This window comes from Bradyrhizobium pachyrhizi (genome assembly GCF_001189245.1).
GTDB lineage: Bacteria > Pseudomonadota > Alphaproteobacteria > Rhizobiales > Xanthobacteraceae > Bradyrhizobium > Bradyrhizobium pachyrhizi.
This window is the reverse complement of the sequence record NZ_LFIQ01000039.1, coordinates 448725-461351: the sequence shown is the minus strand read 5'-3', so window position 1 is coordinate 461351 and position 12627 is coordinate 448725. Positions and strand designations below refer to the sequence as shown.

11 protein-coding genes and 1 tRNA gene are annotated in these 12627 nt (G+C 65.7%); 3 read left to right on the top strand and 9 right to left on the bottom strand.

The annotated features are described in order from the left end of the window. Window positions 1–517 precede the first annotated feature (517 nt). The 4 genes from AKL29_RS06940 to AKL29_RS06925 form a co-directional block, all read right to left on the bottom strand. The gene (locus AKL29_RS06940; RefSeq protein WP_050383562.1) at window positions 518–1063 is read right to left on the bottom strand and encodes a carboxymuconolactone decarboxylase family protein; all 546 of its coding nucleotides are present in this window, start codon (window positions 1061–1063) and stop codon (window positions 518–520) included. A gap of 34 nt (window positions 1064–1097) precedes the next feature. After that, window positions 1098–1715, bottom strand: coding sequence for a nitroreductase family protein (locus AKL29_RS06935; protein WP_050383561.1), 618 nt, complete (start codon window positions 1713–1715; stop codon window positions 1098–1100). Between the two features lie 97 nt (window positions 1716–1812). Further along, window positions 1813–2730: an NADP-dependent oxidoreductase gene (locus AKL29_RS06930; RefSeq protein ID WP_050383622.1), complete on the bottom strand. Its 918-nt coding sequence runs from the start codon at window positions 2728–2730 to the stop codon at window positions 1813–1815. A gap of 591 nt (window positions 2731–3321) precedes the next feature. Beyond that, window positions 3322–4341 (bottom strand): helix-turn-helix transcriptional regulator, encoded by a 1020-nt coding sequence (locus AKL29_RS06925; RefSeq protein WP_050383560.1) that lies wholly within the window; start codon window positions 4339–4341, stop codon window positions 3322–3324. 306 nt (window positions 4342–4647) lie between these two features. On the opposite strand from AKL29_RS06925, the gene AKL29_RS06920 reads away from it, so the two are divergent. Then, window positions 4648–5715, top strand: a complete 1068-nt coding sequence (locus tag AKL29_RS06920) for a hypothetical protein (protein ID WP_152977452.1) — start codon at window positions 4648–4650, stop codon at window positions 5713–5715. 51 nt (window positions 5716–5766) lie between these two features. On the opposite strand, the gene AKL29_RS06915 is transcribed toward AKL29_RS06920, so the two are convergent. The 5 genes from AKL29_RS06915 to AKL29_RS06895 form a co-directional block, all read right to left on the bottom strand. Continuing rightward, entirely contained in the window at window positions 5767–6153 is a 387-nt protein-coding gene (locus AKL29_RS06915; protein WP_050383558.1) for a hypothetical protein, read from the bottom strand. A gap of 132 nt (window positions 6154–6285) precedes the next feature. Further along, window positions 6286–6361: transfer RNA gene (locus AKL29_RS06910), tRNA-Thr, on the bottom strand. A gap of 108 nt (window positions 6362–6469) precedes the next feature. Further along, window positions 6470–8242 (bottom strand): heme biosynthesis protein HemY, encoded by a 1773-nt coding sequence (locus AKL29_RS06905; RefSeq protein ID WP_050383557.1) that lies wholly within the window; start codon window positions 8240–8242, stop codon window positions 6470–6472. A 20-nt stretch (window positions 8243–8262) separates the two neighbouring features. Then, window positions 8263–9522, bottom strand: a complete 1260-nt coding sequence (locus AKL29_RS06900; protein ID WP_050383556.1) for a COG4223 family protein — start codon at window positions 9520–9522, stop codon at window positions 8263–8265. Window positions 9523–9633: 111 nt separating this feature from the next. Further along, window positions 9634–10374 carry a uroporphyrinogen-III synthase gene (locus AKL29_RS06895; protein WP_050383555.1) on the bottom strand — a complete coding sequence of 247 codons (741 nt, stop codon included), beginning with the start codon at window positions 10372–10374 and terminating at the stop codon, window positions 9634–9636. A gap of 174 nt (window positions 10375–10548) precedes the next feature. Here AKL29_RS06895 and tsaD point away from each other — a divergent pair, with 174 nt between their 5' ends. Together tsaD and AKL29_RS06885 are read left to right on the top strand one after the other, a co-directional pair. Beyond that, the gene (tsaD, locus tag AKL29_RS06890; protein ID WP_050383554.1) at window positions 10549–11622 is read left to right on the top strand and encodes a tRNA (adenosine(37)-N6)-threonylcarbamoyltransferase complex transferase subunit TsaD; all 1074 of its coding nucleotides are present in this window, start codon (window positions 10549–10551) and stop codon (window positions 11620–11622) included. 188 nt (window positions 11623–11810) lie between these two features. Continuing rightward, window positions 11811–12627, top strand: an 817-nt coding sequence (locus AKL29_RS06885; protein ID WP_244481799.1) for an NAD(P)H-dependent glycerol-3-phosphate dehydrogenase, incomplete at its 3' end; no start/stop codon positions are given.

The following is a 12627-nucleotide window of genomic DNA, read 5'->3' as shown; positions in this document are numbered from 1 at the left end:
GCGCCCCTGGATCAGATCCAGGGGCGCTTTCGCTTTCTGACCGCAACCACCTTCCGCTGGCCCGACACGGCCGGACGACGTTGAACGCCTGTGCCCCTTCGAGAGTGGCACCATCGCGCCCGGCGGCTGCGGCCCACCAAAATATCGAAAACAACCCCATGCAAAGGAGCCGGCGGCCGCCGTTTCCGGGCTGACCGCTTGAGGGCTGGTGCGCCGCGCCGGGTGAAGATGAGAACTATCTCTACTCAATAGCCCTCTGGAGCCCCCCCTTTGCAGGACGGCGAAGGCTTGAGCCCCCGACGCAGCATCTACCGGCTTGTTTCCATTCGTGGTTCGGATCCGGAGCATCGGGACGTTGACCGAGTCGTTCGATTGTGCCGGCGAGGCGCATGCTCCCCTCTCCCCGGCGCGGGCGTAGCGGGCGTTCGGATCGGCCGAGACGAATTGTCCCGTCTTACGCTCGCATCACATGAAATCTCCAACCATCTTCGAAAAACGCGATGCGATCGGATAGAGCTCAGATCGAGCCAGCCGGCGCGACGGCGGGAAAATCCTGCTCGGGATCGAACACGTTGTTGAAAAAGTTCGTCAGGGAGTACATGGCCACTAACGCGACGATCTCCATGATGTTCGCATCCGTGTAGCCGGCGTCCCGGACGGCTTTCATATCGGCGTCACCGACCTTGCCGCGGGTCGTGATGACTTTGCGCGCAAACTGGAGAGCGGCGTCCCGCTTCGGATCACTGGCATGACCCTTCCGAGCGAGAATGATTTCATTAGCCGGCAGCTTGGCCATATGCTCGGCCGTAAAGCTGTGAACCGTCAGGCAGTCGTTGCACCCATTCACTTCGGAGACAGCGAGGCCGATGCTGTCACGCGTCTTCACGTCAAGCGCCTTGCTCAAAGAGCTGAGCAGGGTGGCCCATGCGTTGAACGCGATCGGGCTCAGCGCGAAGGTCGCCATCATATTCGGAGTGAATCCGATGTTCCTGGTGAACCCATCGAGAGTCGGTTTCGAATCTGCCGGCATCTGAGCCGGCGTTGGCAATGCAGTTCGAGCCATCAGCAATCTCCGTAAATAGCTGATTTCACTAACGTTATACGAGGTGCAGCACATCGGTCACCGGGCGGCGCGGCTTCTGCGCCCAGTTTCCCGGACGCTCCGGCCCCACGGCCAACAGCAGGACCGGCACTTCGTCCCTGGCCAAGCCGAACTCGCGGTGCACCGGTTCGGCATCGAAACCGATCATCGGCGTCGAACCCAGGCCTAGCGAGCGGGCCGCATAGATGATCGCCGCCGCGCCGAAAGAGGCGGTTCGTACCGCTTCATCGCGCCGGCGCTGTGGGTACTCCATGTACAGATTGCGCGCGGGAATCTCCCATTCCGGCACCATCTTCGCCGGCATGACGCCCGATTCCACCAGCGGCGCCAGCCGCTCTGGTATTACGCTGGAATCGGCCAGCTTGCCGCAGACGATGAAGGTAACGGCTGCGTCGGTGATCGCGGGTTGATTCCAAGCGATCGGACTCAGCCGAGCTTTGGCTTCAGGCGTGCGCACGGCGATGAAGCGCCAGTTCTGCACGTGGAAGGATGTCGGTGCGGCGGTGCCGATTCGCACGAGCTCTCGGATTTGGTCGTCGCTCAGGGTGGCGGCAGGGTCGTAATACTTCGTAGAGCTGCGGCTCAGGATACATTCGATAACAGCGTTGGTCATGGTTGGTCCTATGAGTGACGTGATAGGTTGAGGCACGAGAGTGCTTTCGCTCTCTTTGAGAGCCGGCCGGCCGCATTCATCGATAGGCGCGCTCCGCTCACGGACGAGCGCGAATGATCGTCTTCCCGCTGATCCGCTCGGTCGGATTGAAGGCGGCAACGGCATCGTCGAGGGCAGCCACGCTGCCGATGTTTGTCCGCACACGTCCGTCACGCGCCCGCCGGACAATCTCATTCAGTTGGGCGCGATCGGGTTCGACGACGAAGTCTACCGTCCGGCCGTCAGCGGGCCGTGCATCCGTCGGACCGGCGATGGTCACCAGCGTTCCTCCGGCTCGAATCACGCGCGCGGACCGCTTCGCGATGTCGCCGCCAAGGACATCGAACACCAGATCGACTCCGCCGACATCTTCCAGAGTTTCGTTGTCGAGGTCGACGAACTCCTGTGCGCCGAAGTCGAGGGCCGTCTGACGGCCGGCAGCCCGTCCGATGCCGATGACGTAAGCACCGGCCTCACGTGCGAGCTGGGTTGCCATCGAACCGACGACGCCGGCGGCACCGTGCACAAGGATGCTCTGCCCCGCCCGAAGCCGCCCGTGATCGAACAGCCCCTGCCACGCGGTAAGGCCTGGCATCACGAGGGCCGCGCCCACCGTGAAATCGACATCGCCCGGCAGCGGCGCGAGGTTGCGCGCCTCGATGGCCACATACTCCGCCAAGGTGCCGTCGCGATACCAGTCCGCGAGACCGAATACCCGCTGTCCCACCGACAGCCCCGCCGTGCCGTAGCCGAGGGCGGTGACCACTCCAGCCAACTCGTGGCCGGGGATCGACGGTGTTCGGTCACGCTCGCGGCGATCGGTCCAAGTCGAGGGCCACGTCAGCTCATCCCGGGTGAATCCCGCCGCACGAATCTCAACGACGACGTCGTTTATCGCGGCCTGCGGCTCGGGCCGCTCCACCAGCTTCATTCCGGCCGTTCCCGCCGCTTGGTCCGTCACAACGATTGCCTTCATCGTGCACCTGCCTGAGTGCGGCAGCTCATCATCTTCCGAACTCCTTTTCAGACGAGCGAAAACCGGAAGGCGAAACTCGATGGCTCGAATGACCTTGGATATTGAATCGATGCCATCGACGCGGCGCATTTCCTGAAGCCACGTTGCCACTGGTCCCGGCGCGATGAAACACGCGTCGGGCGTTCCTGGACGCGCGGACACGCATTCTGGACTCCGGAGCTGGCCAACGCCGAGGATCGGTGCGCCGAGTGTGCGCGAATCTGGCTAAAGCGCGATGAGATTGGGTTGAATCGTCATCGCGCTTTAGCTCTTTTTGAGCATGATTCTTCGGAAAACCGCTTCACACTTTTCCGGATCATGCTCTAGGGAACGGAAAAGAGCCCGGTTGAGGCGCAGCGTCGGGCAAGCACGAGCCGACGCGGCTTGCTTTCGGCCTTTGCCGTTTCCAGTTTTTTCTTCGATCAGGCAGCGAGCTCAGCCAACGCCGATAGCCCGACGAACAGTTTCAATAGATGAGCGGATGTCGCTATCGGCACGCCCATTCAAAATCGCTCGCTTGCCGGGAGAGCTGCCTCGGAGGCGGTATTTGGCTCAAGCGCCCGTACCACTCGCACCGTGCTTCACGCGCAGCCGGTACTCGCTCGGATCAACGTTGTAGGCTTTGCGGAATGCTCGCACGAAACTTGACCGGCTTTCGTAGCCGGCGTTGTAGGCCACAACATCGACTGGGGCTGACGTCGTCGTGAGATCGAGCGCCGCCTGCCGCATCCTGAGATCCCGAAGGATGGCCATCGGCGAACGGCCAAAGATCTCCGAGAACTTCGCCATGAATGCCGACCGGCTCAGACCCGCGCTATGCGCAAGGCTCTGAATCGTATGAGCGGCCCCCGGACGCGCCACCATATCGGCGAATGCACGCGTGATCTGCCGATCCGCGAGAATCGAAAACCGATCAGTCCAGCTGCAGGAGGACTTCATCGACCGCCTCACCAGGGCGATGATGACCTGCTTTAGCAGGGACGCCGTCATGGCGCCCATACCGATTTCCTGCACGCAAAGCTCCTCGACCGCTTCGCGAAGCTTCAGGTCGATCTTGTCCGTCGGCTCGAATTTCTCGACCACGGGCTCGCGCAATTCGCGAAACAACCCGACGGATTGTCCGAAGGATGCGTTGAAGAAGCCGCAGATCTGGATGATCTCGAGCTGCTCGGTCGGTGTTGCGATACGCAACACGCTGTCATGCTGCTTCCAGCAATCGCGGGAGATGAGCTTCTTCGGGCCGCTGGTTCCGTCGACTTCGATTACGAACGGGGTACTCGGAGGCTTGATGATGAGGAGATGGGGTTCGAGCGACATCCAAGGCCCATCGCCGATCGAAATTCGTCCCCTGCCACTAATGGTGTAATGGACCGCCGGCGCATCGATCGTCCCCATCTCGGCGCGATGGCCTGATGGAATCAGCATTTCGGTGAGCGCGACGACATCGATCTCAAGTGCCCGCATGAGGTTGTTGAGATCGGCGGTGGCGAGCTTCGAGGCAGAGACGGCGATCCGCGAATCTGGCCGCTCGCCCTGTCCGCTTCCGGCCCGCGATTTGGCCGTGCTTTGCATAGCAACCTGCTTACAAGATCAACCCGTGAATCCGCTAGGCGAATCTGCCTTCACCCTTGAACTTGATTTTGTGGCACGCCGAAAGGAACCTTGGCATGGTCCAGTCGGATTGTTGGAACTTGGTCCTATCGGTGGGACCGTATCGCTGTAGGTTATGGCCTTGAGACATGGTCTCGGCGCAACGCCGTCGCCCGTGCACGCCAGCGTCTAGCACAAGCTCGCCTTCCGCAGCTCCGATGATGCCTTGGGAATAGACTCGTCGGTTTGGCCTTCTCCTTCACGACGCCCGAACTCCGGAGAAACTCAGTGAGTGCATTCGAACAAGGCCGCGTACGGCCCGCCGACAATGGCTTGGCGAATACGGCCGCCGAAAAGCTCCGCTGGCTGATCCCGGCAGCTGGAGCGATGGCCTATCCGTTCCTGCTCGATGCATTTCATCTCGCGGTCTCTCCCGCTGCTGGTCCGATGTCGTTCGGGCGACTGGTCCTGGCGGCGCTTTGCCTGTTGGCCACGACCGCCGCGCCCTTGCTGGGTCTTGCCTGCGCGTACTGGATGACCAAGGCCGAGCCTTCGTCGTTCGAGCTGCGCGCCCGCCGTCTCGCCTATGCCAGCACCGCTACGCCGCCCTTGTTCGTGCTGACCGGCGTCGGTCTTGGCCTGCTGCACATCCCCGTCAGCGACGAGCTTGTCTGGGTCGCGGGCTGGTTGGCCGCGTGCCTCTATGTGCTGCTCGGCAGCGAGCAAGTGCGCCCGGCAGAATCAGCCGCGATTACCCCATCCATCGCCAAATGGCGCGTGACGCACGGCGTCGCCGCAGCGATCATCCTGCTCTACGTCGCGTTTCACCTCACCAACCATCTGCTGGGTTGGCTCGGACCTGAGGTTCATGCCGCCATGATGAAGATGGGGCGCTCAGTCTATCGATCGTCCGTCGTCGAACCCATCCTCGTCGGCCTGATGCTGTTCCAGGTCGCCATCGGGATGCGGCTCGCCTGGCGCTGGAGCGCGCAGCCGGCGGATGCCTACCGCGTGTTTCAGATCGGCTCCGGCATTTATCTCGCGGCATTCATCCTCACCCATCTGAACTCCGCATTGATCTCGGCGCGGGCCGTCCACCACATCGACACCAACTGGGCCTGGGCGTCGGGCGCACCGACCGGCCTGATCCACGACGCCTGGAGCATTCGCCTGGTGCCGCACTACGCGCTCGGCGTCTTCTTCGTGCTCGCGCATCTCGCGTCGGGATTGCGCGGCATCCTGATCGCGCATGGCGTGGCCACCACAGCTGCCAACCGGATCTGGGCGACCGGGCTTGCAGCCGGCGGCCTGATCGCGATTGCGATCATGAGCGGATTGTGCGGAGCGCGGATCTAGGCTTCAGGCGGGCGGCAAGAGCGAGCCCGGTCGAGAAAAGCATCGATGTCGTCAAGCTGAGGTTGACTTGCTGCGGTCACGCCAAAGCGCAAAGATTGCCGTTGCGAGCTTGTTCGGCCGATCAGGCCTCGCATAGCTGACCACCGGCTTGCTGGAATGATTTTCCATCAGCTCCCCTAGTATCTCGTAGTCGAGTTCGAGACCGAACTTTTCGTACGGTATGGATTCGGACTCAGCTCCCCCCGCAACATAAAAGATATCGACTCGCGCCATCTCTTTCGCGATCGCCGCGGCTTCCGGCAAGGTGCCGCAGCCGTACGATTTGTATTCCCAGGAAGGATCGCTGAAGTGAAGTATCTTGCGGGTGCTTTCATCGAGCTTGCCGCGCTCTTCTTCAGAGAGCCCGATGATGATCACGTGGGCGATTTTCGGAAGCATCTGCCCAACCCCTTGAAATAGCGCCTCTAGAACTTGGTCTACCGGCGCGTGCGAGGGGTTCGACGCTCTGAGCAAATCGCATCCAGGCGCCTTAATGCGCGCTGGGAGCAAGCTTCACTTCTGGCTGAGAAATGGTGCCGCAAGAGGGATTCGAACCCCCGACCCCGTCATTACGAATGACGTGCTCTACCAACTGAGCTATTGCGGCGAACCGTTCGGCAACGGCCGGATCACGCGGCCACCTGATATCGGGCATGACCCCGATTGGCAAGGAAAACGCGGTTATCGAACCACACAGCGGTTATCTAACCGCGAATTAGCTTCCCAAACGTGACAGAAATCCGCGCCAACCGCCCACCTGGGCCTTGGGCGGGCCGATTTGTTCCGCAAATTCGTCCACCGGGCCGTCCTCGTCGACCCCGGGGTCGTCGGGAGCCCGGATGATCGGGATCACGGCCGGAATCGGCGCCGGTGCGGCTTTGGGCAGGTCGGTCCGGGACCGGAACAGGGGGGCCGGTGCCGGGGATGCCGATTCGGCGGCCGGAGGGGGAGCCGGTTCCAGCGCGGCGGGTTCGGGCGGGGCCGGGGCGGGCTCGGCCTCGATGGCCGCCGGGAGCGGGGCGTTATCCTGCACCGTCGGCGCGGCCGGCTCCAAGGGCTTGACCTCGACCGGCTTGACCTCGACTGGCTTCACCTCGGCCGGCTTGGCCACTTCAGGCTCGCTGGCGACTTCCCTTGGCGGCTCGACCCGGCGCGGCGCCAGCATCGCCTCCTCGAAGGGCGACGACTCGATCGCATGGCCCTTGTCGGACGGCAGCGCCGCCACCGGGGTCTGCCACTGGAAGGCGTCGAGCCGGCCGGTGACCGGCGAGACCGGACGCCAGCGGTCCGACACATAGCCGTCGGCGGCCCAGACCGGATCGTGCAGCGCGCGCACGGCGCGCAGGGTCCAGGCACGCGCCCGGCCGCTGTCGCCATGCTCGGTGCGCTCGATCTCGGCCATCAACAGCGCGACGCGTTGCGTCGGCGCCGCGATAAACGGCTCCAGCGCCGCACGCGCCCTGGCGAACTCGGCGGCGTCGATCGCGGCGCGCGCGATCGCCAGCGCGCCCTCGATATGTCCAGGCGTTTTCGCCGCCAGCGTCTCGACCCGCACCAGGCGCTGGCGCGCGGAATCGCCGAGCCGCACATGCGAATAGGCGTCGGCGAGATCGGGATGCGGCTGCGCCAGCCACGCGGTCTCGACGATGCGCATCGCGCGGCGCACCTGATGCGCCTCGCTCTCGAACTTCGCTGCGAGCACGGCGGCCGGGATCAGCGTCGGCGCCAGCTTGACCGCCTCCATCGCGCTCGAGCGCGACAGATCGCGATCGACGGTCTCGAACTCCAGCGCCCGCGCCGTCAGCAGCACGCCGCGCTGCCGCCGATAGGTCGCCTTGTCGATCAATCCGGCGCTCTGGTTGTTGTCGATGATCGACAGCGCGCCGGCCCAATCGCCCTTGGCGCAGCAGAAGCCGAGCACCGCATGCGAGGCCCATGACGATGACGGCGACATCTTCAGCGCTTCCTCGGCGATCATCACGGCCGCCACCGGATCGTCGGCGCGCTGCGCCTCGATGAACAGACCGCGCAAGCCAAGCAGCCGCGTGTCCTCGCGCTCGGCCATGGCGCGGAAGGCGCGCTGCGCGCCGTCGCGATCGCCGTCGAGCTGCGCCGATTGCGCGTGCAGCAGCAGCGCCAGCGGATCGTTTGCGGCGTGGCGCCGCGCCACTTCGGCATGCGCGCGCGCCGCCGAGGAGTCGCCATGCCCGATCGCAAGCAAGCCTTGCGTGATGGCGTGGCGGCCGCGGGCGTGACGCCGCTCGCGCCGGCCGCGACGGATGTGCGAGGGGATCTTCCAGAGCCCGCGCAGGATCACGCCGGCGATCATCGCGACGACGACGACGAGGCCGAGCAGATACATCGGCTGCTTGGACGTCAGCCGCAAGCCGCCCCAATTCAGCACGAGATCGCCGGGCTGATCGGCCATCCAGGCCGCACCTGCTGCAGCGAGCGCGATCAGCAGCAGGAACAGAATGATCCGGATCATCGAGAACCTATTGCAAAGACTTACTGGTTGACCGTGGCGAGCGCCGCCATGGCGTTGTCGGCAAATTTACGCGACGCGTCGAGCGCGGCGCGGCGCGCGTCCACCTTGGCGAGCCAGGCTTGCGCCGCCGGCGGATCGCACGGCGGCAGCGATTTCAATTCACGCTCGGTCAATGCGAGGTCATTATGCAGGGCGGCCGATGTCACGCGCGCGACGATGCTGCCGCGATCGGTCCCCGTGCCGTCGGTCCGCTCGATGCGGATCAGCGTGGAGGCACCGGCCTTCAGACGATCGACCAGCCCGGCATTCGCCGCCGCAGCTTCCGCCGCCGGCGGCGCGAGCCGCGGCACGATTTCCACCAGCTCGCGGCACAGCGCGTTCGGGCTCGGCACGCCTGAGGTCGCAAACGTCTCGAGCGGCTTCAGCACCTCGGCGTCATCCGACAGCGCTTTCGCAGCCTCGAGCGCGGAGGCATAGGGATCGCCGTGACGCACCGCGACGTCGAGCAGCGATGCCGCAACGACGCGGCGCAGCGGCACGTCGTCGGCCTTCGCCTCGGCCTTGGTGTCCGCAATCTTGCTGTCCTGCCTGGCGATCGCGGCGCCCTGCGCCTTCACCGCGCCTTCGATCTTGTCGATGCGCGCCGTGATGCCGGAGATATCAGCCGCAGCCGCGCCATCGCGCGGCGCGGCTTTCGCGTCATTGACAGCCGCCGCAAGCTTGTCGGATTGCGCCCGCGTCGCGGCGAGCTCGGTGCGCAGTGCGGCGATCGATTTGTCGAGCGCCTCCAGCCGCGCCGTCGCCGCGGGATCGGCGGCCGCCGCGACCGGCCTGCCGGCTTTCGATTCCAGCGCACTCAGGCGCGTGCCGAGTTCGTCGATGGCGGCATTGGGTTGCGGCGCCGGGACCGGCTGCACGACGGGCCAGCCAAGCAGCCAGCCGACCCCGATCACCAGCGCCGCCGCGACGGCGCCGGATATCGGCGCCACCACCCAGGGCGACACCGGCCGCGCCGGTTCGGCGTCCGGCGCCGCGGAGGCGGTCTCGGGCTGCGGCTCCGCTTGCGGTGCGGCGTCGCCTTGGGGCTCGGCCTCAGGCGTCGCCGCGTCCGCAGACGCCTTGCCGGCATCCTGGTCAGCCTCCCTGGCGGCTTCCTCGGCCCCCTCCGCCTTCGACGGTTCGCTGGAGATTTCGGTCGCCTGAAGATCGATGGTCGGCGGCGCGCGCTTGGGCCGGGAATCCGGCGAAGAGCCTGGGTCGTCTGGCCTTTCTTCAGCCATCGCGGGGGTCCTCAAAACTACTGGCCGCACACTCTACCAGAATCGGCCCAGGTTCTTAGAGCACGATCCGAATAACCGAGCATTGCCTAACATCATGGTCAGACGAAAGAATTATTCCGGCCTCGGCCGCAGGGTGCGGCTGAGCGCCTCCAGCAGGGCATTTTCGTCCGGCCGCGCCGCCACCACCACCTTGGTCGCGCCGGCGTCATGGAGCACCGCGGCGACGGCCGCCGAGATGCAGCATTGCGGCAAGGCGAGCGCCGAAATCTCGATCCCGTCGGCGCGTACCGTGTCCAGAAAGGCCTGCGCGCTGCGGCGGGAATAGTGCAGCACCGCGGTGATCCGGTTCGCCATGAAGGCGTCGCTGACCTCCCTCGGGAAGGCGGCCACCGGCGCCATCCGGTAGGTGGTGTGGGTGACGACGCTGAGCCCGCGCTCGCCGAGCTCGCCGGCGAGATCGCGCGACAGGTCGGCGCCGGCGAGATAGAGCAGCGTCGCCGATGCGTCGAGTTCGCCGGCCTTGACCCGTGCAAGCACGAGATTGCGCAGCGAGACCGCATCGCCCTTCGCCACGATCACCTTGTCGAAGCCTGCGGCGCGCGCCGCATCGGCGGTATGCGCCCCGACCGCAAACAACGGCAGCCGCAACAAGCGACTGGTCGCGAGGTCGACCGCGCGCAGCGCATTGGCGCTGGTCAGGATGACGGCATCATAATCCGCATCGTCGTCGCCACGGAACGGCACCGGCTCGAAGCGCAGCACCGGCGCCGACAGGGCGTCAAAGCCGCGTTGGCGCAGCGTCGCGAGCGTCGCGTCATTGTCCGGATGCGGTCGTGTGACAAGGATTGTCAGGGTTTCAGGCCTCCAGCCGTATAAATTGGACGTTGGCGACCGATTGCACTTTAAGACCTCGCAATGCTACCCCGGAGCGGACGTTTTGATGAGCATCATCTTGCCGGAAACCGGTTCCGGCCCGTCCGGATCATGCTCGTAGCACAAGGACCGAAATTGGGACACGAACCACCGATGCTGGTGCTGGGGATCGAGACCACCTGCGATGAAACCGCGGCCGCCGTGGTCGAGCGCCAGGCTGACGGGCAGGCGAAAATCCTCTCCAACGTGGTGCGCTCGCAGACCGACGAGCACGCCCGCTTCGGCGGCGTGGTGCCGGAGATCGCGGCGCGCGCCCATGTCGACCTGCTCGACGGCATCGTCGCCTCCGCCATGAAGGAGGCCGGCGTCGGCTACCGACAATTGTCGGCCGTCGCGGCAGCCGCGGGCCCCGGCCTGATCGGCGGCGTGATCGTCGGTCTCACCACCGCGAAGGCGATCGCGATGGTGCACGATACGCCGCTGATCGCGGTGAACCATCTCGAGGCGCACGCGCTGACGCCGCGGCTGACCTGCGCGCTGGCGTTTCCCTATTGCCTGTTCCTGGCCTCGGGCGGACACACCCAGATCGTCGCCGTGGTCGGCGTCGGTGAATATGTGCGGCTCGGCACCACCGTCGACGACGCGATGGGCGAGGCGTTCGACAAGGTGGCGAAGATGCTGTCGCTGCCCTATCCCGGCGGACCGGAGGTCGAGCGCGCGGCCGCCGGCGGCGACCCGACGCGGTTTGACTTTCCACGCCCGATGCTCGGCCGGCCCGATGCGAATTTCTCGCTCTCGGGACTGAAGACCGCGGTGCGCAGTGCAGCCAGCCGGCTGGAGCCGCTCGAGCCGCAGGACGTCAGCGATCTCTGCGCGAGCTTCCAGGCTGCGGTGCTGGAATCGACCGCGGACCGCCTGAACGTCGGCCTAAAGCTGTTTCAGGAGCGGTTCGGCACGCCGCGCGCGCTGGTCGCGGCCGGGGGCGTTGCGGCCAACCATGCGATCCGCAGCGCGCTGCAGGAGGTTGCAGCGAAGGCGCAGACCACGCTGATCATCCCGCCGCCGGCGCTCTGCACCGACAATGGCGCGATGATCGCCTGGGCCGGTGCCGAGCGGCTGGCGCTTGGCCTCACCGACACGATGGAGGCGCCGCCGCGCGCGCGCTGGCTGCTCGACGCCAACGCCAAGGCGCCGGCCGGCTACGCCAACAGCCGCGCCGGATATTGAACAATGTACGACGGAGTGCGCATCAGGCACCGTCGCACCTCGCCCCGCTTGCGGGGAGAGGTCGGATTGCGCAGCATTCCGGGTGAGGGGGTACAGGTCTCAACACTCGGCTCGCTCGCGGATAAAGCCCCTCACCCCAACCCTCTCCCCGCAAGAGCGGGGAGATGGAGCGAAGACAGGCCCGCCTGATGCCCGCGCATATGTCAGTCAGCGTGATCGGAGCCGGCGCCTGGGGCACGGCATTGGCCGATGTCGCGGCGCGCGCCGGGCGCAAGGTGACGCTGTTTGCGCGCAATGCCGAGCATGCCGCGCAGATCCAGGCGACGCGGGTCAATCCAAGGCTGGCTGGCGTCCAGCTTCATCCCGGTATCGCCGTGACGTCGGACATCGCCGCCGCAGCGCACGCCGACATCATCCTGGCCGTGACACCGGCGCAGCATTTGCGCGCCGCGGTTGGGCATCTTGCGTCGTATCTCAAACCCGACACGCCTGTCATCGCCTGCGCCAAGGGCATCGAGCACGGCACGCATAAATTCATGACCGAGGTGATCGCGGAAGCCGCGCCGCGCGCCGTGCCCGCGATCATGTCGGGGCCGAGCTTCGCCGACGACGTCGCGCGCGGACTGCCGACCGCCGTCACGCTGGCCACCAGGGACGAAGCGCTCGCACGCGCGCTGGTACAGGCGCTCGGCTCGGCGACCTTCCGGCCCTATCACAGCACCGACGTGCGCGGCGTCGAGATCGGCGGCGCGGCCAAGAACGTGCTGGCGATCGCCGCCGGCATCGTGGTCGGCAAGAATCTCGGCGCCTCCGCGCTCGCCGCGCTGACCACGCGCGGCTTCAGCGAGCTCGCAAGATTGGGCCGCGCCTGCGGCGCCCGCACCGAAACCCTCTCGGGCCTGTCGGGATTGGGTGATCTCCTGCTCAGCTGCTCGACCGCGCAATCGCGCAATTTCGCACTCGGCCTCGCGCTCGGACGCGGCGAAGCCGCACCGGTCGGGAAGC